Here is a 19424-nt window from a genome sequence, read left to right as displayed (position 1 = left end):
CGCCAAGCCGGCTGCACCAGCGGCGGCAAAACCGGGTGCCAAGCCAGCTGCACCGTCCCGTTCGCCGAAGCCGGGACAGGAAATGCCACGCTCGCCGAAGCCTGCTGGCCCGAAGCCGGGGCCGAAGCCAGGCGCACGCGCACCGCGTGTGGCGAATAACCCATTCTCGACCGGCGGATCCTCCCGTCCGGCACCGCGGCCGTCCAATATGCCGCGTCCGCAGGGCGGAAACGGCCGTCCTGGCCCGAAGCCGGGTGGACGCCAGGGTGGCCCTCGCCCGCAGGGTGGAAACGGCCGTCCGGGCCCAAAGCCAGGAGCACGTCAGGGTGGCCCGCGTTCACAAGGTGGACAGGGCCGCGGTAATAAGCCGGGCGGAAATCGTCCGACTCCGGCGATGATGCCTTCGCACCCGAACCCGGGACAGATGCCTGCAAAGGCAAGCCGCGGTGGCGGTGGCGGTGGCTTCGGCGGCCGTGGTCGCGGCCCAGGTGGTCCGGGTGGTGGACCGCGCGGTGGTCGCGGCGGACGTCGCGGTGGAACTGCAGGTGCATTCGGGCGGCCAGGAGGCGCCCCGCGTCGCGGACGCAAGTCGAAGCGTCAGAAGCGCAACGAGTACGAGGCAATGCAGGCACCATCCGTGGTGGGTGGCGTCAAGCTGCCTAACGGTAAGGGCAAGACCATTCGCCTCGCACGCGGCGCATCGTTGTCCGACTTCGCTGAGAAGATCAATGCCGATGCCGCAGCACTGGTTCAGGCATTGTTCAACCTCGGTGAAATGGTTACGGCAACTGCATCGGTGTCCGACGAGACCCTGCAGCTGCTCGGCGACGAGATGGACTACAAGGTCCAGGTTGTTTCGCCTGAGGATGAGGATCGCGAACTGCTTGAATCCTTCGACCTCCAATTCGGTGAGGATGAGGGCGACGATGAGGACCTCGAGCAGCGCCCACCAGTGGTAACTGTGATGGGTCACGTCGACCACGGTAAGACGCGCCTGTTGGACACGATTCGTAAGGCCAACGTTGGTGGCCATGAGTCCGGTGGTATTACCCAGCACATCGGTGCCTACCAGGTGCCGGTGGAGCTCGACGGCGAGAAGCGTAAGGTTACCTTCTTGGATACCCCTGGTCACGAGGCGTTTACCGCTATGCGTGCTCGTGGTGCCAAGTCGACCGATATCGCGATTCTGGTTGTTGCAGCTGATGACGGCGTCATGCCGCAGACGGTTGAGGCTATTAACCACGCTAAGGCCGCTGATGTGCCGATTGTCGTTGCAGTCAACAAGATTGATAAGGAAACTGCAGATCCGCAGAAGATTCGTGGTCAGCTGACTGAATACGGTCTCACTGACGAAGAGTGGGGCGGCGACACTATGTTCGTCGATATTTCCGCTAAGCAGGGCCTCAACATCGATCAGCTTCTCGAAGCAGTGCTGTTGACTGCCGACGCTTCGTTGGATCTGCGCGCCAACCCGGATATGGATGCTCAGGGTGTCGCCATCGAGGCTCACCTTGACCGCGGCCGTGGTCCGGTGGCAACCGTTATCGTTCAGCGCGGTACGTTGCGCGTCGGTGACTCCATCGTTGTCGGTGACGCATATGGTCGTGTTCGCCGCATGGTCGATGAGTACGGCAACGACGTCGATGAGGCCGGCCCTTCCCGTCCGGTTCAGGTGCTCGGCCTGACGTCCGTACCGGGTGCTGGTGACAACCTCCTGGTTGTTGACGAGGATCGTACGGCCCGCCAGATTGCAGACCGCCGCGACGCACGTCGTCGTAATGCACTGCAGGCACGTCGTCGCAAGCGCGTCTCCCTGGAGAACCTGGACGAGATCCTGAAGGAGACCAACACCCTCAACCTGATCCTGAAGGGCGACAACGCCGGTACCGTCGAGGCACTGGAAGAAGCCCTGCTCAAGATCGAGGTCGACGACGAAGTCGCACTGAACATCATCGACCGTGGTGTCGGTGCTGTTACTCAGACCAACGTCACGCTGGCTGCTGCGTCTGACGCCGTCATCATCGGCTTCAACGTTCGCTCCGAGGGTAAGGCCACCGAGGTTGCCAACGCTGAGGGCGTTGACATCCGCTACTACACGGTGATTTACCGTGCTATCGAGGATGTCGAGGCTGCTCTGAAGGGCATGCTCAAGCCGGTCTACGAGGAGAAGGAGATTGGTCGTGCAGAGATTCGCGCCATCTTCAAGTCCTCCGCAGTTGGCCTCATCGCCGGCTGTATGGTCGAGTCCGGCAAGGTCCGCCGTAACGCGAAGGCTCGCCTGGTTCGTGACGGCAACGTCATTACGGATTCGGCGACTATCGAGTCGCTGAAGCGAGAGAAGGACGATGCTACCGAGGTCGCAGCCGGTTACGAGTGCGGTATGGTGCTGTCTTACCCGGACATCCAGGTGGACGACGTTATCGAGGTCTACGAGATGGTCGAGGTTCCGCGCACGTAGCAACGTAAGCTAAACACTGCGTGAACTTTGATAAGGCGCTCCCTTCGGGGAGCGCCTTTTTGCGTAGCGTTTGGGCCAACGCTGCTCTTCGGGACTGACGACGTATACGACCTTATTGAGGACGCAGCGTTGGCGAATGATCCTCGTGCAAGTTGGTCACTGTGCATCAATAGTGTTGTCGATTTGTGCCACTATAAGACTCCCACCAGAGAATTAGGGGCAAGCTGCGAAGACTATGATTTTGACATGCAGCGGTTCTTCAGCTCGGGAAGGCTGTTGGATTTCGAGGTACCGTTCGCTAATGGTGAACACGTCGAGGTACTACATCCGACGGATGTGGCTGAATTGGAACAAACCCATGGCAGCGTGGCGCCCAATGATAAAAACGGTGAGGTAAGTATCTTTTTCATCCGCTGGAGCTAGGTAATGCTGCGGTTAAATGGATTTTCGGTATCGAGGGAGAAACACCATTGCAGGACAGCGTGATGGATTCACTGCCTGACTGTTCTCATGTTAATGGGTTACCGATGTACAACTTCGTGGAGCGCCGTTAAGAGCGTACGGGTAGGCCGTTAGCTGTAGACAAAGATTCTGAGCTGCTCCCTGGCGTGAATTTTCCGACCGTTGAATTGGTGTGGGGCAGCGGGCTTTGTTTTTGCGGAGACCGCGTTTCAGCTGCGCAATTCCGTGGTAGTGCCCCCAAGCCGTCGATGACATCGATGATGGCGGCAGTGTTGTCGTGATGATTAATAGGCTATTAACAAAGGGCGAGCGTGCGGCGAAGCAAGTGACTGCACCCGGTAGACGGGCTTAGGCGAAGTCGCGAAAAATGTGGTTCGAAGTTGAGTAGTGCTTTGCGTGTTAGTATTAGCAGTCCTTTGTATTGAACCGTTTTTGCCGGATCCCAAATGGGGCTTTGTCAGCGAAGGGGCACTTCAGGCCTCACGCTATATGGGGTCTAGCTACGAATGGTTGCGCACAGATATAGATAGATAGGGAGTAGCCGAAAATGGCAGATCCAGCACGCGCGCGCAGGCTGTCCAAGCGTATTCAGGAGATTGTCGCCAGCGCAATTGAGCGTGAGATTAAGGACCGGCGGCTGGAGTTTGTGACCATCACCGACTGCCGCGTCACCGGCGATTTGCACGACGCCACAGTTTTCTACACTGTGCGCGGACGTACGCTCGACGAGGAACCGGACTACGAGTCGGCAGCAGCAGCGTTGGAAAAGGCGAAGGGGCAGCTGCGTTCCCTAGTCGGTCGTGGCACCGGTGTGCGCTACACACCGACGCTGGCTTTTGAGGTTGACACGGTGCCGGAGATCTCCGCGCACCTTGAGGAGCTGCTCGATAAGACTCGCGCGCGCGACGCGGAATTGGCTGAGCAGGCCAGAAACGCTAAGCCCGCAGGCGATGCCAACCCATACCGCGACGAGGAGTAAAACTCTCCACCGGCCACATCTATCGATGAAAGGGGCATCTACGTGACCACTTCTCCGCAGGCTCAGGAGCAGGCAGCTCACCAGCTTTCCCAGGCGATTAATCGCCGCATGTCCAAGCCGATTCAGCAGATGCAGGATATGCTTGCCGACGCTAAGAAAGTCGGCGTCATTGCCCATGTTCACCCCGATGCGGATGCGATTGGTGCCGCATCTGCGATGGTCATGGCACTTGTACAGCGTGGCATTTCGGCTGTCGCCAGCTACGGTGAGAGCGATTTGCCTGCCAAGTCGCTGCTGACCATCCCCGGATGGGAACGCTTCGTCGAGTACACGGACCTGGATGAAGACATTGACACATGGGTGACTGTCGATTGCGCAAGCCCGGGGCGTCTTGGTGCGCTCGAAGATCGCGTGACGGCCTCCGATCGCGTTATCAATGTTGACCATCACGCGACCAACACTCGCTTTGGCTCCGTCAACATGGTTGATGAACTCGCAGAGTCCTCGACCATGGTGCTCCTGGACTTCTTTGGTGTCTGGGGTATCAAGCTGACCACGCCGATGGCTCATGCTCTCTACGCCGGGCTGTTGACGGATACCGCGTCGTTCCAGTTCGGCCGTTCTCGCATGCACACTGCAGCGGCGCGTCTGCTGGATAAGGGGCTCGATCCGCGCACGATTGGTGCACAGCTGCTGGAAGAGCATCCGTTTGCCTACCTGCCGTTCCTGGGCAAGGTGCTTTCCACCGCGACATTGGTGCCCGAGTGGGGCGACGGCGCAGGCCTAATCCACGTTGTCATTGAGCACGACCAGACCGTCGAAGTTGGTCACGATGAGATTGAATCGGTCGTGGACATTGTGCGTACGACTAATGCGGCCGATGTCTGTGCGGTACTTAAGGAGTATGAGCCAGGGCAGTGGGCGGTCTCGCTGCGTTCTCGCGAGCTTGTCGATGTCTCCCAGGTCGCCCTGGAAATCGGCGGCGGTGGCCACGAGCGTGCCGCCGGTCTGACTCGCGAGTGCAGCAAGGATGAGCTGCTGCAGGCCATCCTGGACACCAGCGATGTCGCAGCCCAGGCACGCCGAGACACAAGCGAGGCCTAGGGAATGTCGGACTCGCGAGAAACTCAGGAGCGCACTGAGATTGAGAAAACTGCCATAGAGCGAACCGGGCACAGTGCGAAGTCAGATGTCAGCCTTCGCGCAATCGTCTCGCTGGCGCTGCCAGCGTTGGGCGTTCTTGCCGCGCCCGCACTCTATGTGCTGCTGGATACGGCTGTCATCGGTCGGCTCGGAGCCGTCCAGCTTGCGGCGCTTGCTGCTGGTTCGACGGTATTTTCCGTGGTAACTACGCAGCTTACTTTCTTGGCTTACGGCACGACCGCCCGATCAGCGCGAGCCTTTGGCAGGGGCAACGTGGACGAGGCGGTCGAAGAGGGACTGCAAGCGACGTGGGTCGCCATCTTTGTGGGCCTTAGTCTCTTTGCCATCATCGTGGGGTTGGCACCGGTATTTACCGGTTGGTTAGCTCCTCATCCGGAGGTCGCTCATGGTGCAGGGCAATGGTTGCGAGTTGCTGCTTTCGCCATTCCGCTGACGTTGATTGCGCAGGCTGGAAATGGTTGGTTGCGCGGTATCCAAAACACCCGCTCGCCGCTGCTATTTGTGCTCTCAGGCCTTGTTCCGGCCGCCATTGTGATTGTGCCGCTGGTCCGCGCCTTCGGTCTCGAGGGCTCTGCGATGGCCGTTCTTTTCGGCGAATTGATTACCGGCGGGCTGTTCCTCCGCAGTCTTTTCAAAGAGTGCTCTAACCGCAAGCTCTCCATGCGCCCGAATGGCGCCATTATCAAAAGCCAGCTGGTCCTCGGCCGCGATCTCATCGTTCGCTCCTTGTCCTTTCAGGTAGCGTTCCTCTCTGCCGCAGCGGTTGCTGGCCGCGTTGGGCCGACCACGCTAGGTGGGCACCAGGTCATGCTGCAACTGTGGAATCTGATCTCATTGGTGCTCGACTCGCTAGCGATTGCTGCACAGACGCTCGTCGGTGCAGCGTTGGGCGGTAGCTCCACGGCCGTTGCCCGCTGGACTGGCAAGCGAGTTACTGTCTGGTCAAGCGTCATTGCTCTCGGCCTAGCGGCTGTCTTCGCAGTGGGTAATGCCAGTATCGTCCGCATTTTTACCGACTCCACAGGCGTGATTGACGCAGTCACCGCCGGACCATGGTGGATTCTTGTCGCGATGATTCCTATCGGAGGTGTCGTCTTCGCGCTCGATGGCGTGTTGCTCGGCGCCGGCGACGCAGCCTTCCTCCGTAACGCCACCGTTAGCGCGGTCCTGTGCGGATTCCTCCCACCGGTCTGGCTGGCTCAGGCATTTGGCTGGGGGCTGATTGGCGTATGGTGCGGTCTCTTGGCATTCATGATTCTGCGACTCATCTTTGTCGCTACCCGTTTCCGTGGAGAGAAATGGTACGGCATCAGCGCATGAGTGTGCTTGCCGATGTCCAGGAGTACCTGGCCAGGCATTTACCCGCCGGTAGCCGGCTGGTTATTGACTCCAATGCCGAGCGTCCTTTTAGCGATGCGGAATTGCAGCAGCTCCGTAGCGCTGAATTGAGGCTGTCTGATAGTGCAGCACCTGCTCGAATCCGTGATTTCACCCGAGGGCGCCTCGCTGCGCATGAGACGTTGCAACGGCTAGGAGAGTCTGCCCCAGGTGGGATTGGCATGTCGACCACCGGAGCGCCGCTGTGGCCGCGAGGAGTCGTGGGGTCAATTAGCCACTGCGACGGGGCCGTGGCAGCTGTGTCTGCGAGCGCTGAACGGCTGCAGGGGATTGGCATCGATGTCGAGGTCGAGCAGACTCTAGAGTTAGGAATCATCAATGCAGTCTTGCGCACTGACGAAGCACGCCTGGACCCGCTGGTGCAATTTAGCGCCAAGGAATCAATGTACAAACTCTGGGAGCCGATAGTCGGGCAGTGGCTAGACTTCGACGAAGTTTCCGTGCAAACGAGGAAGAGACGGATAGCAGCGCGAGGTTTTTCCCGAGGACTCGCAGGCGGACCTCTACAGCTAACATTTCACCGTGAGATTCCCGACGCCTTCCGCGGAGTAAAGGGTTTCTGGGCCCGCGGCGCAGGCGTCGTTGCCACTGCTGTGTGGCTCGAGCAGTGTTAAAAAGCCTTGAGAAATAGTTACAGCGTGGCCGGGCGTACCACGAAGACCGTCTTGGCCCGTTTGCCGGATTCTGTGAGCAGCGCCGGGACCTTTCCCGTTGGAGACACCGCCGCATAGACTCCAGGTTTTCCGATTGGCTCCAGCCACTTGCCCTGAGCCAAATCAGCCGCCTGCTGTTCAGTAATTTCGCGGGTATCAAAGCAACGCAGGCAGGCCGCGTCCAGACTCATCGGTAGCAAGGAAGCGGCGCGCTCCGGAAGAGGGCGTCGCATCTCCGCAATTTCTGGATTGGCGGTGTCGAATTGCTCGGCTTTCGCTGTGAGCTCGTCGATAGTCAATGCTTCTTCAATAGTGAAAACGCCGGCGGCAGTACGTCGCAGAGCGGTGAGATGACCACCGACTCCCAGTGCATCCCCCAAGTCACGAGCTAAGGCGCGGATGAAAGTGCCGGCAGAGCAGTCGACCTCCACGTCGATATCGATGCACTCCCCGGGACGGGAAGGATCGGAGTCGTGGCGGATGTCCAGAACCTCATAGCGGGTGATTGTCACCGGGCGCGCTGGGATATCGACCTTCTCGCCACGGCGGATGCGCTCGTAGGCGCGGACACCGTCAATCTTCACAGCGGATACCGCCGCCGGTTTCTGCATAATCGTGCCGGTGAACTTCGCAATTTCCTCTCGAACCATTTCATCGGTCACCGCTGCCGCCGAGGATTCGGAGAGCAACTCGCCTTCGGCGTCGTCGGTAAGCGTGGCAGCGCCGAGCCGAATGGTGGCTTGATAGGACTTCGTGTCCGCGTGGACATGCGGTAGAAAACGCGTGCCGCGGCCGATGCCGAGGACGAGCACACCGGTGGCCATTGGGTCGAGGGTGCCGGAGTGGCCGACCTTCTTGGTGCGGAAGATTCGACGGAGTTTGCCCACTACATCGTGGCTTGTCCAGCCTTGGGGCTTGTCGACGATGACAATGCCGGAGTCTGCAATCGGATCGAAGTCGGTCATAGACGCAATCCTATGTTGCGCTATATGCGGTGTGTTAAACGGTGACCAGTTACACTGGCTCTTTGTGGAGATTTGGTATGGCTTGGACAATGCACCCGAAGACCTGGGGGACACGGTCGTAACCATCGGAGTGTTCGATGGTATTCATCTAGGACATAAGCGCCTGATAGCTGCTGCAGTCAGTGACGCTCGCGCTCGTGGCGTGAAGTCGCTGTTGATGACTTTCGACCCCAACCCCGTAGCGCTGTTTGCCCCGGATAAGGTGCCGCCGGCACTGTCCACCGTGTCCCGTCGTGCCGAGCTGGCAGAGGCGGAGGGAATTGATGCCATGCTCGTCGTGTCCTTCGACAAGAACTTCTCCAGCATCCCCCCAGAAGACTTTGTACGTACCGTTATCCGCGACAAGCTGAATGCACAGGCCGTCTTCGTTGGCCAGAACTTCACCTATGGGCAGAAGGCCGCAGGTACCGCCGAGACTATGCCGGAGCACGGCCGGAAGTGTGGGGTCGACGTCACCATCGTCGACCTCCTCGACGTCACTGCCGCGAACTCGACCGAACGCGTTTCGTCGACACGTATTCGCGGTTTGCTTGCCGACGGCGCGGTGTCCGCAGCCGCCTCGTGTCTCGGGTACTTCTACCGTGTCGATGGTGACGTTATTCCCGGTCAGGGGCGTGGGGGAGCACAACTGGGCTTTCCGACCGCCAATATTGACTTCGCTGAGGGGCTGGCAGTCCCGGCTGATGGTGTCTACGCGGCATGGTTTACGGCTCAGCCGACGGCAGCGCGCCCGGAGCCGGACCCGAAGGGCGATATCGAGTTTGGGGTGCGCTACCCAGCAGCCGTGTCGGTGGGCACCAATGTGACCTTTGGAGACACTGATCGAACGGTCGAGGCCTACGTGATTGACCGTCACGCGGACCTCTACGGCACCGCCGGGCAGGTTGAATTTGTCGACCGGATTCGCGGAATGGAGAAGTTCGACTCGGTCGAGGAGCTCATTGACCGGATGAACCAGGACGTAGCAGACACCGAGGCCATTTTGGCAAAGACCGATTAGCTGTTAAAGTAAAACGCTGGCTGTGACTGCGGTCCACAAGCAGTCGCGAGGAATCAGCTGCCAAATGCTGTTTGGTTCCGGTAAAGCCGAGAGTGTGGACTGAAAAAACGACCATAATTTGATTTAAGGAGTTAGATTTACATGGCTTTGAACACTGCAGAGAAGGCTGAGATCCTTAAGGAGTTCGGCCTGCACGAGACCGACACCGGTTCCCCGGAGGCTCAGGTTGCACTGCTGACCGCTCGTATTCGTCAGCTGACCGAGCACCTGAAGTTCCACAAGCACGATCACCACTCTCGTCGTGGTCTGCTGCTGCTGGTCGGTCGCCGCAAGGGCCTGCTGCAGTACCTGCAGGACAACGACGTTGAGCGCTACCGTAAGCTGATCGAGCGCCTGGGTCTGCGTCGCTAAGGTTTCCCTTAAGGCCCTGTTTGCCAGAGCACCATTGGTGTAAGTTGCTCTGTTAATTCAAGGCTTTTAAGCTTTTTGGACCCGCCGTTTGGGTTTCCACTGGATGGAAGCTCACGGCGGGTCTTTTTGCTCACTTGTCGTTGTGGTATTCACTCATCGATGCGCTGCAGCGTGGCCACAAGTGAATACCTCATCGACATGTGGAGGGGCTGATCGACAGCGTGCGCATAAGTGCCGGGGCACCATCGATAAGACACGGTAATTCGTCGACAAGACACGGTAATCCATCGATGAGTGAAGAGAATTCATCGATAAGTTCCCCCGCTCCGCAAACTCCTAGAACTCCGCGTAGGTGCAAAACCCAGATGACAGTGAGAGATCTCCGACTCGCCCAATACGAGAACTTCCCGGGTTACCTGGTAGAATGCTGGGCGCAAACAAAGTCCACTCGATTTGATGAAGGCGACATCGATGATCGCCGCTATTTCTAGGAGTAAGAAACCTATGGCCAACAGCAAGGCTGTTGAATTTTTCTTTGATGAGGATTTCGGTATTACCGAGGCCGTTGCCACCATCGACAATGGTGATTTCGGCACCCGCACCATTCGCTTTGAAACGGGTCAGCTGGCTCGTCAGGCCGATGGTTCGGTGACCACCTACTTGGACGAGGAGACCATGCTCCTGTCCACCGTCACCGCTTCCAACCAGCCCCGCGAGGGCTTTGACTTCTTCCCGCTGACCGTTGACGTAGAAGAGCGTATGTACGCTGCGGGCAAGATTCCGGGCTCGTTCTTCCGCCGTGAAGGCCGCCCGTCCACCGACGCCATCCTGGCATGTCGTCTGATTGACCGTCCGCTGCGCCCGACCTTCGTCAAGGGCCTGCGCAACGAGGTACAGGTTGTCGTCACCGTCATGTCCTGGGACCCGAAGGACCGTTACGACGTCGTCGCAATCAATGGCGCATCAGCTGCAACTCAGCTTTCCGGGCTGCCGGTTTCCGGCGCTGTCGGTGGCGTCCGCATCGCGCTTGTCGCCGATGACAAGCACCCGGAGGGCGCATGGGTCGCTTTCCCGACCGAGGAGCAGCACGAGCAGGCTCTGTTCGAGATGGTTGTCGCTGGCCGTATCGTTACCCGCAAGCGCCGCGGCAAGAACGTCGAAGATGTCGCCATCATGATGGTGGAGGCCGGAGCAGGAGAGACCGTCGTCAAGCGAATTGCTGACGGTGCACCGGCCCCGACCGAGGACATCGTCGCCGCTGGCCTCGAGGCCGCAAAGCCGCACATCAAGGTTCTGTGTGAGGCACAGAAGGGTCTGGCTGAGCGCGCAGCGAAGGACACACAGGAGTTCCCGCTGTTCCCGGCATACAGCGATGAGATTTTTGACGCAGTCGAGAAGAAGTCCGCTAAGAAGCTGGCCAAGCTGCTCACAATCCCGGGTAAGCAGGATCGAGATGACGCCACCAACGAGTACATGGAGGACGTCGAGGGGCAACTGCTGGAGCGCTTCGTCTCCGATAATGTCGACGAGCAGGCTGTATCTAAGCAGATTCGCGCTGCATACAACGCAGTGATGAAGCAGATTGTCCGTGAGAAGATTCTGGCTGAGGGCTTCCGCATCGATGGTCGCGGTGTTACCGACATTCGTGACCTGGGCGTTGAGGTCGGCTTGGTTCCGCGTGCCCACGGCTCTTCGCTGTTTGAGCGCGGCGAGACCCAGATTCTGGGTGTCACCACTTTGGACATGCTGAAGATGGAACAGCAGATTGACTCGCTGACCCCGGTTACTTCCAAGCGCTACATCCACCACTACAATTTCCCGCCGTACTCCACCGGCGAGACCGGTCGTGTTGGCTCTCCGAAGCGCCGCGAGATTGGTCACGGGGCACTGGCTGAGCGCGCTCTGCTGCCGGTCGTGCCGTCCCGTGAGGAGTTCCCGTACACCATTCGCCAGGTCTCCGAGGCGCTTGGATCCAATGGTTCGACCTCCATGGGTTCGGTCTGTGCTTCGACTCTGTCGCTGTACAACGCCGGTGTGCCGCTGAAGGCTCCGGTTGCCGGTATCGCCATGGGCCTGGTTTCCGGCGAGGTTGACGGTGAGAACCGCTTCGTCGCGCTGACCGATATCCTCGGTGCCGAAGACGCATTCGGTGACATGGACTTCAAGGTCGCTGGTACTGCGGACTTCATTACCGCACTGCAGCTGGACACCAAGCTCGACGGTATTCCGTCGAAGGTTCTGGCCGATGCCCTGTCCCAGGCTCGTGATGCACGTCTGGCCATCCTCTCCACCATGGCTGAGGTCATCGAGTCTCCGGACGAGATGAGCGGTCTTGCTCCGAAGATCACCACCGTTAAGGTTCCGGCGTCCAAGATCGGTGAGCTCATCGGCCCGAAGGGCAAGACCATCAACGGCATCACCGAGGAAACCGGTGCTGATATCTCCATCGAGGACGACGGCACCGTATTTGTCTCGGCAACTTCCGGTAAGGCCGCGGATGCTGCAATTGAGCAGATTAATGCAATCGCTAACCCGCAGCTGCCGAAGGTCGGCGAGCGCTACCTGGGCACTGTCGTGAAGACTGTCGCTTTCGGTGCTTTCGTCTCCCTGACTCCGGGCCGTGACGGTCTGATTCACATTTCGAAGCTCGGTGGCGACAAGCGCATCGAGAAGGTCGAGGATGTCATCAATGTCGGCGACAAGATTCAGGTCGAAATCGCTGATATCGACAACCGCGGCAAGATCTCGCTGGTTCCGGTCGAGGACGACTAACCGCCTGTCGTAGACAGTAAGTAGACAAAAGCGGCTAGGCACTGCGCCTAGCCGCTTTTTGTTTCGCTCAAAGCGAGAACTACTGCAATGCGATCTTCTTCCGCTGCGGCTTGAGCAGCGTGGTCAAGAAGATCAGCACCACGCCAAGACCCGCGGCGGTAAACATCGCAATGCTATAGCCACGAATCAGGTCGTCGGTTGCAGGAGCTGCTGCACCAGCGCCGGAAAGACCCGCGGCAATGACAGCCGACAGCGCGACAAACAGTGCAGTACCAACCGCGCCTGCAACCTGCTGCAGCGTGTTCAGGATCGCAGAGCCATCCGGGTAGAGGTTCTTGGGAAGATCGCCAAGGCCGAATGTGAACAGTGGAGTAAACAGCAGCCCCAAGCCAATCTCAAAGACGATGTGGCAGGCGACAATCCACCACAGCGGAGTGGACGCCGAGATAAAGCCGAGCCCGAAGAGACCGAGGGCGAGAATAATAGAACCAGGGATTGCCAGCGGACGCGGACCGTAGGTGTCGAAAAGGCGACCAACAGTCGGGCCCATAAGCCCCATAATCAGCGGGCCGGGCATCACAATTAGTCCAATGGTCTTGACATCAACACCGCGCAGGTTGAGGTAGAGCGGCAGAATGATGATCACACCGAACATCAGCATAAAGCCGAAAGTCAGGATGGTTGTGGACAGTGTGAAGCTCTTGGTGCGGAAGGTCCGAAGGTCCAGCAGAGCTCGGTTTCGCGGTGCCAAGCGGCGCTGACGCATGATGAAGAGCACCAGTAGCACGATTCCGGCTGCGCAGAGGATTCCGTCGATAAGCGAAAATTCGGCACCCACACGGCTGAGCGCATACACGAGCGGACCGAATGCGCCAGCGCTGAGAAACACCGAGAGAATATCGATGGGCTTGGCGGAGTTTTCCTCGATGTTGGGCACGAGGATGACGCCGACCACTAGCACAATCAGACCGAGCGGCAGCATCGTGTCGAAAAGCGCATGCCAATTGTTGTTTGCAATCTCCAGAATTAGACCGGAGACGGTCGGACCGATAGCAGGTGCGACAGCGATGACTACGCTCATTCGTCCCATCATGCGGCCGCGCTCATGCTCCGGTACTACGTTGAGCACCGTGGTCATCAGCAGCGGCAGCAGTACTGCGGTGCCGGAGGCTTGAACAACGCGTGCGAGCAGCACGATTGCAAAACCTGGCGCGAAGGCACCGATGAGAGTGCCTACGACAAATAGCCCCTGGCTGATCGCGAAAAGAGTGCGGAAGCGCACTGAGGCAATGAGAAATCCAGTGATTGGAATGACAACAGCCATGGTCAGCAGGAATGACGTTGTCAGCCATCCGGCAGTCGTTGCGCTGATGTTAAGGTCCGCCTTGACGACGGGAATTGCGACACTCATGACCGTCTCGTTCAAGATAGCCATAAATGCCGCAGCTAGTAGCACGTAAATGGCCATGTAAGCGTTTTTCGGCGCTTTGGCCTGTGCTGCTTCCGAACTTGGGCTCAATTCGGAATCTTCAGATTCAGAAACCAAGAGAAGTCTCTTTCTAGATATAGGTATTGGAATAAGTGGTTTTCGAAGATATTGCATCTTAACGCAAGAAAAACCCCATCGTAAGCCGACAAGACGGCAAAGCCGACGGGGGCATTGGCACACAAGTTGCCCAACACATTCTAAGGTAAGGGATAGAGATAAACCCGTTGGGAAAGGACAAGAGAGCTGTGAGCAATATCAAGGTCGGCGTACTTGGCGCCAAGGGCAAGGTAGGGTCCACCATCTGCGAGGCAGTTGAAGCCGCCGACGATTTGGAGCTGGCAGCAGGTCTTGACTCTGGCGATGACCTGAATGAACTTGTCACCGCTGGTGTGCAGACCATTGTTGACTTTACTCAGCCCGACGCTGTGATGGGCAATCTTGAGTTCTGCATTAAAAATGGCATCAACGCCGTCGTGGGTACCACGGGCTTTACCAAGGAGCGCCTCGATCAGGTGCAGCGCTGGCTTGACGACGCCGACGGTGCCGCCAATGTCCTTATTGCACCGAACTTCGCAATCTCCGCAGTATTGACCATGAAGATGGCAGAGCTAGCCGCTCCGTACTTCGAGTCCGCTGAAGTTATCGAAATGCACCATCCTTTTAAAAAGGATGCCCCCTCGGGCACCGCTATCCACACTGCTGAGGCTATTGCCCGTGCTCGCAAGGAAGCAGGCATGGGGGAGCAGCCCGACGCCACTGAGCAGACTCTGGATGGTGCTCGCGGCGCCGATGTCGAGGGCATTCCGGTGCACGCAGTCCGTATGACCGGTTCGGTGGCTCACGAGACCGTTATCTTCGGTGCTGAAGGACAGTCGCTAACCATTAAGCAGGACTCCTACTCGCGTACCAGCTTCGTACCGGGCGTACTGCTGGGAGTGCGCAAGATTGAGGATTTTCCGGGTCTGACTGTGGGACTGGAGCCATTCCTGGGACTTTAATAGCCGGGAGTTAACTAAAAATGTCTGAAAATGTCACTCTCAAGGCGCAGCTAATCGCCGCGACCAGCTTCTTCCCGCCAGAGGACATCGACTTTGATACCGATGCCGACGGTGGGGAAGCATTAATTGAGTTCTCTGGCCGGGCTTGTTATGAAACGTGGGACAAGCCCAACCCGCGAACTGCGACGAATAGGGGATATCTGCGGCATGTGCTCGAGGTAGGCCACACCTCACTTTTTGAACACGCAAGTGCAAGCATCTATGTCCGTGGGCTGTCGCGCTCGTGTGCACATGAACTCACACGACACCGTCACTTTTCCTTTTCGCAGTTGTCGCAGCGGTTTGTGCCGGCCAGTTCCAACAATGTTGTGGTTCCTCCCGCAATTGCGGAGGACCCGGATTTGTTGCGAGTTTTCGAAAGCGCGGTTGATCAATCCCGTTTCGCCTATGGTGAGTTACTAGACGCACTGGAAGAGAAGTGGGCCGACGAACCCAACGCTATCTTGCGGCGGAAGCAGGCACGCCAGGCAGCCCGGGCGGTTTTGCCCAATGCCACCGAAACTCGAATCGTGGTTACTGGTAATTTCCGGTCTTGGCGCCACTTCATTTCGATGCGTGCGACCGAGCATGCCGATGCTGAAATTCGGGAGTTGGCAGTGGCTTGTCTGCGGGAGCTGCAGCGCTGCGCTCCTGTTGCTTTTGGGGATTTTGAGATCAACACTCTGAAGGATGGGTCGGTTGTCGCGTCGAGTCCTTACGCCTTCGAGGGGTAATCGCACGTACAGTGTGAAGATATAGTCGATTGAGATTTTTAAGAAAAGGTAGTCAACAATGAGCACAGGAATTGCGTCAACTCGCGGTGCTGACATTTTCGGCACTGTCGCCGTAGCTATGGTGACCCCTTTTGATAAGGACGGAAGCCTCGATGTCAAGGCAGGTGTGCAGCTCGCTGGGCACCTTGTAGACGGCGGCTGCGATGCACTCATTCTGGCCGGTACTACTGGCGAGTCGCCTACTACGACCGTTGAGGAAAAGCTTGAGCTTCTCCGAGCTGTCCGCGCAGAGCTGGGCAATAAGGTCAAGCTTGTGGCCGGTGCCGGCACCAATGACACGGCCGAGTCCATTGAGCTGGCAAAGGCTTCTGTGGAGGCGGGCGCGGATGCACTGCTCGTCGTCACGCCGTATTACTCCAAGCCGTCCCAGGAGGGCCTGTACCGCCACTTTACGGCGGTGGCCGACGCAACCGAGGCTCCGGTGTGCCTGTATGACATTCCGCCGCGTTCGGTTATTCCGATTGAAGTTGATACCATTTACCGGTTGGCGGAGCACCCGAGAATCCAGGCTGTTAAGGACGCCAAGGGGGACTTGGGAACTGCCGCCGGCATTATCGCTAATACTGATTTGGCGTGGTACTCCGGTGACGATGTGCTGAACCTTCCGTGGCTGTCGATTGGCGCCACCGGGTTCATTTCCGTTATTGGACATGCAGCCCCGCAGCTGCTGGCCGAGGTGCGCTCTTGCTTTGACAAGGGTGACCTTGCTGGTGCGCAGGCAGCCCACGCGAAGATGACTCCGCTGTTTGCCGCTCAGGCTGCACTTGGCGGTGTAAGTTTTGCTAAGTCCGCTCTGCGTCTGCAGGGCATTGAGATAGGAGATCCACGCTTGCCGCAAATTGCAGCAAATGACCAGCAGCTTGAGGTGCTTGAAGAAGCTATGCGGAAGGCAGGTGTTCTGTAGTGGCTGAAGGACGCAATCGCGCCCGCAAGGTAACTCGTAAGGCCGGTCCGCCTTCCGAGTCTGACGTGGCTGCAGCAGAGCAGTCCAAGAACTCTGCATCCAAGGGCTCCGACAAAGGTGGAGCTAACTCCAATGGCTCGAAGTCCTCGCAGCGTTCCGAGCGCTCTGAGCGTTCCGGTGATCGTAAGAAATCCGGCAACGCTAAGAAGTCCCAAGGTTCGTCGAATTCTTCCAACCGCGGTTCTCGTGGTGGTCGCGGTGGCCGTGGCGGTAATCGCGGAAATAATTCGCGGGGTGGCCGTGGCGGGCGTGGCGGCAACCGACGTAACGTAGTGCAGTCGATGCAGGGTGCAGACTTGACGCAACGTCTGCCCGCGCCGCCGAAGGCCCCCAAGGACGGTCTGCGCGTGGTGGCGCTGGGTGGTATTTCCGAAATCGGTCGCAATATGACCGTGTTGGAGTACAAAAACCGTCTGATTATCGTCGACTGTGGCGTGCTGTTCCCGAGCTCGGATGAGCCGGGTGTTGACCTGATTCTGCCTGACTTCTCCTACATGGAAGACAAGTGGGATCGCGTGGAAGCTCTCGTGGTCACCCACGGTCACGAGGATCACATCGGTGCTATCCCTTGGTTGCTCAAGCAGCGTGCGGACATCCCGATTATTGCTTCTCGCTTTACCTTGGCACTGATTCAGGCCAAGACACAGGAGCACCGTCAGCGCCCGAAGGTCATCGAGGTCAACGACACCAGCCACATTCAGCGTGGTCCGTTCGATCTGCGTTTCTTCAATGTGAACCACTCGATTCCGGAGTGTCTTGGCATCGTCATTAAGACCGGAGCTGGCATGGTCGTCCACACCGGTGACGTGAAGATGGACCAGACCCCGCCGGACGGAAAGCCGACTGACCTGCCGGCGCTGAGTCGCTACGGTGATGAGGGAATCGACCTCTTCTTGTGTGAGTCCACCAACGCTACGATTCCAGGCTTTTCGGGATCCGAGGCGGACTTGGCTCCGACTCTGCGCCGCCTGATTATGGATGCCAAGCAGCGCGTTATCGTCGCGGCCTTCGCTTCGAATGTTTACCGAGTGCAGGCAGTCATCGACGCAGCTGTTAAGGCTGGTCGCAAGGTTGCCTTCAATGGTCGCTCTATGATTCGCAACATGCGCATCGCGCAGGAATTGGGGTTGCTGACCGCACCGGAAAATACCATTGTGGAGATGAACGAGGCCGCTCGCATGGCGCCCCACAAGGTCGTGCTGGTGACTACCGGTACGCAGGGTGAGCCAATGGCTGCGCTGTCTCGCATGGCCCGTCGTGAGCACCGTCAGATTACCGTCCGTGATGGCGACCTGATTATCCTCAGCTCCTCGCTGGTGCCGGGTAATGAAGAAGCTGTCTTTGGTGTTATCAACATGCTCGCGCAGATCGGTGCGACGGTTGTCACCAGCAAGGATGCCAAGGTCCACACCTCTGGCCACGGCTTTGCCGGCGAGCTGCTGTTCCTCTACAACGCAGCACGCCCATCGAATGTCATGCCAATTCACGGCGAGTGGCGACACATCCGCGCCAACAAGGAATTGGCAGTTTCCACCGGTGTTAAGCCAGAAAACGTTGTCCTCGCTCAGAACGGTGTGGTTGTCGACCTCGTTGACGGCCGTGCTCGTGTAGTTGGCCAGGTTCCGGTCGGTAACCTCTACGTCGATGGCGTCACCATGGGTGACGTCGACGCGGACGTGCTGGCAGACCGTGCTGAAATGCGTGAAGGTGGTCTTATCACCGTCACAGCCGTCATCGATAACCGCACTGGTCGCCCGTTGGAGAAGCCACGGGCTCAGGCTCGCGGTTACTCGGACGACGCCAAGGAAGTGCTCGCAACCGTCGAGCAGGTCGTTGACGATACTCTCTTTGACCTGGCTGGCAGTGGTGAGAACAACCCGTACCGTATGGCTCAGGAAGTTCGTCGTCGCACCGAGCGCGTCATTAATCAGAAGTGGCGTCGCAGCCCGATGGTTGTTCCGACCATCGTGCCGATGTCCTCAGAGGCAGCCGAAGAGGTTAGCGACGAGGAAATCAAGGAGTCGCGCGAAAGCATCTAAGTTTCTAGAGCGTCTTTTAGCGTAAGAGCCCGCATCCACCTAAAACCGTGTGGATGCGGGCTTATCCGTGCCTGGTCTAGTCTGGAGCTATGACTTTTGCTGAACGGGAACGTGAAGACCTAGCTAATCTACTGCTCAGCGTCGGCCCCGACGCACCGACCTTGTGCGAGGGGTGGACAACCCGGGATCTGGCCAACCACCTTTACATTCGCGAAAACCGTCTGGATGCCGCTGGCGGGATGTTCGTCAAGGCGCTTTCGGATCGCCTCGATGCTGTTACCGCTGAGGTCAATCGAATGCCCTACGTCGAAGTGGTGGGGAAGTGGGGCAGTGGTGCTCCGCGATGGAATCCAATGAACTGGGCAGACCGCTACGTCAACACTGCGGAGAACTTCGTCCACCACGAGGATGTCCGTCGTGCCCAGGAAGGTTGGACCGTTCGTCAGCTACCACCCTCCGGAGTTTCAGACCTGTGGCGCCTGGTCACTACTGCCGGCCGTATGATGTTGCGCGGTTCGACCTCGACCGTGGTGCTAATGCGCGACGACGGAGTTGCGGTGACCCTAATCGACAACAGTGCTAAAGGTGCTCCGGTTGTGACTGTCCGCGGAAGCGTCGGGGAACTGGTGTTGTGGCTCTATGGCCGTGACGAGGTACGCGTCACCATCGACGGCGACGAATCGGGCATCAAGCGCAACAGTCTTTAAGATCACGTTCTCAGCTCTGGACGGTCGTGGCAGCCCGCCTGTTAAACAATGACACGCGTGTGACTAATGTGA

The 19424-nt window shown here is 58.4% G+C and carries 17 protein-coding genes; 15 read left to right on the top strand and 2 right to left on the bottom strand.

Going from position 1 to position 19424, the window contains the following annotated elements; all coding sequences use genetic code 11:
• The 6 genes from infB to HMPREF2708_RS03675 all read left to right on the top strand — a co-directional run.
• Window positions 1-2458: translation initiation factor IF-2 (infB, locus tag HMPREF2708_RS03700; protein WP_083321853.1), on the top strand; the 2458-nt coding region annotated here is incomplete at its 5' end.
• 129 nt (window positions 2459-2587) lie between these two features.
• Window positions 2588-2881 (top strand): hypothetical protein, encoded by a 294-nt coding sequence (locus HMPREF2708_RS11175; protein WP_210400312.1) that lies wholly within the window; start codon window positions 2588-2590, stop codon window positions 2879-2881.
• 586 nt (window positions 2882-3467) lie between these two features.
• The gene (gene rbfA, locus HMPREF2708_RS03690) at window positions 3468-3899 is read left to right on the top strand and encodes a 30S ribosome-binding factor RbfA (protein ID WP_016422588.1); all 432 of its coding nucleotides are present in this window, start codon (window positions 3468-3470) and stop codon (window positions 3897-3899) included.
• A gap of 42 nt (window positions 3900-3941) precedes the next feature.
• Entirely contained in the window at window positions 3942-5003 is a 1062-nt protein-coding gene (locus HMPREF2708_RS03685; RefSeq protein ID WP_070832450.1) for a DHH family phosphoesterase, read from the top strand.
• Between the two features lie 3 nt (window positions 5004-5006).
• Entirely contained in the window at window positions 5007-6383 is a 1377-nt protein-coding gene (locus HMPREF2708_RS03680) for an MATE family efflux transporter (protein WP_083321852.1), read from the top strand.
• Window positions 6362-7075 carry a 4'-phosphopantetheinyl transferase family protein gene (locus HMPREF2708_RS03675; protein WP_070832447.1) on the top strand — a complete coding sequence of 238 codons (714 nt, stop codon included), beginning with the start codon at window positions 6362-6364 and terminating at the stop codon, window positions 7073-7075. The genes HMPREF2708_RS03680 and HMPREF2708_RS03675 overlap by 22 nt, the downstream gene beginning before the upstream one ends.
• A gap of 17 nt (window positions 7076-7092) precedes the next feature.
• On the opposite strand, the gene truB is transcribed toward HMPREF2708_RS03675, so the two are convergent.
• A complete protein-coding gene (gene truB, locus HMPREF2708_RS03670; protein WP_070832444.1) occupies window positions 7093-8079 on the bottom strand; it encodes a tRNA pseudouridine(55) synthase TruB in 987 nt (328 codons plus the stop codon).
• A 64-nt stretch (window positions 8080-8143) separates the two neighbouring features.
• On the opposite strand from truB, the gene HMPREF2708_RS03665 reads away from it, so the two are divergent.
• The 4 genes from HMPREF2708_RS03665 (at window position 8144) to HMPREF2708_RS03655 (ending at window position 12322) form a co-directional block, all read left to right on the top strand.
• Window positions 8144-9139, top strand: a complete 996-nt coding sequence (locus HMPREF2708_RS03665; protein ID WP_070832518.1) for a bifunctional riboflavin kinase/FAD synthetase — start codon at window positions 8144-8146, stop codon at window positions 9137-9139.
• Between the two features lie 141 nt (window positions 9140-9280).
• Window positions 9281-9550 carry a 30S ribosomal protein S15 gene (gene rpsO / locus HMPREF2708_RS03660; protein WP_016422594.1) on the top strand — a complete coding sequence of 90 codons (270 nt, stop codon included), beginning with the start codon at window positions 9281-9283 and terminating at the stop codon, window positions 9548-9550.
• A 365-nt stretch (window positions 9551-9915) separates the two neighbouring features.
• Window positions 9916-10041 (top strand): hypothetical protein, encoded by a 126-nt coding sequence (locus HMPREF2708_RS11350; RefSeq protein WP_256380886.1) that lies wholly within the window; start codon window positions 9916-9918, stop codon window positions 10039-10041.
• 13 nt (window positions 10042-10054) lie between these two features.
• Window positions 10055-12322: a polyribonucleotide nucleotidyltransferase gene (locus HMPREF2708_RS03655; RefSeq protein ID WP_070832441.1), complete on the top strand. Its 2268-nt coding sequence runs from the start codon at window positions 10055-10057 to the stop codon at window positions 12320-12322.
• Window positions 12323-12401: 79 nt separating this feature from the next.
• Here the strand turns inward: HMPREF2708_RS03655 and HMPREF2708_RS03650 are convergent, their stop codons facing one another.
• Entirely contained in the window at window positions 12402-13790 is a 1389-nt protein-coding gene (locus HMPREF2708_RS03650) for a DHA2 family efflux MFS transporter permease subunit (protein WP_246840319.1), read from the bottom strand.
• A 266-nt stretch (window positions 13791-14056) separates the two neighbouring features.
• Here HMPREF2708_RS03650 and dapB point away from each other — a divergent pair, with 266 nt between their 5' ends.
• From dapB to HMPREF2708_RS03625, 5 genes are all read left to right on the top strand, one after another.
• Window positions 14057-14809 (top strand): 4-hydroxy-tetrahydrodipicolinate reductase, encoded by a 753-nt coding sequence (dapB, locus tag HMPREF2708_RS03645; protein ID WP_070832434.1) that lies wholly within the window; start codon window positions 14057-14059, stop codon window positions 14807-14809.
• Window positions 14810-14829: 20 nt separating this feature from the next.
• The gene (thyX, locus tag HMPREF2708_RS03640) at window positions 14830-15582 is read left to right on the top strand and encodes an FAD-dependent thymidylate synthase (RefSeq protein WP_069358744.1); all 753 of its coding nucleotides are present in this window, start codon (window positions 14830-14832) and stop codon (window positions 15580-15582) included.
• Between the two features lie 58 nt (window positions 15583-15640).
• Window positions 15641-16546 (top strand): 4-hydroxy-tetrahydrodipicolinate synthase, encoded by a 906-nt coding sequence (gene dapA, locus HMPREF2708_RS03635; RefSeq protein WP_070832431.1) that lies wholly within the window; start codon window positions 15641-15643, stop codon window positions 16544-16546.
• Window positions 16546-18645 carry a ribonuclease J gene (locus HMPREF2708_RS03630; protein WP_070832428.1) on the top strand — a complete coding sequence of 700 codons (2100 nt, stop codon included), beginning with the start codon at window positions 16546-16548 and terminating at the stop codon, window positions 18643-18645. Before dapA ends, HMPREF2708_RS03630 begins: the two co-directional genes overlap by 1 nt.
• Window positions 18646-18734: 89 nt before the next feature.
• Window positions 18735-19352 carry a TIGR03085 family metal-binding protein gene (locus HMPREF2708_RS03625; RefSeq protein WP_070832425.1) on the top strand — a complete coding sequence of 206 codons (618 nt, stop codon included), beginning with the start codon at window positions 18735-18737 and terminating at the stop codon, window positions 19350-19352.
• Window positions 19353-19424 lie beyond the last annotated feature (72 nt).

It is taken from the genome of Corynebacterium sp. HMSC073H12 (assembly GCF_001837775.1).
Classification (GTDB): domain Bacteria; phylum Actinomycetota; class Actinomycetes; order Mycobacteriales; family Mycobacteriaceae; genus Corynebacterium; species Corynebacterium amycolatum.
The sequence above is the reverse complement of the archived record's forward strand: the minus strand, read 5'-3'. Positions and strand labels throughout refer to the sequence as shown.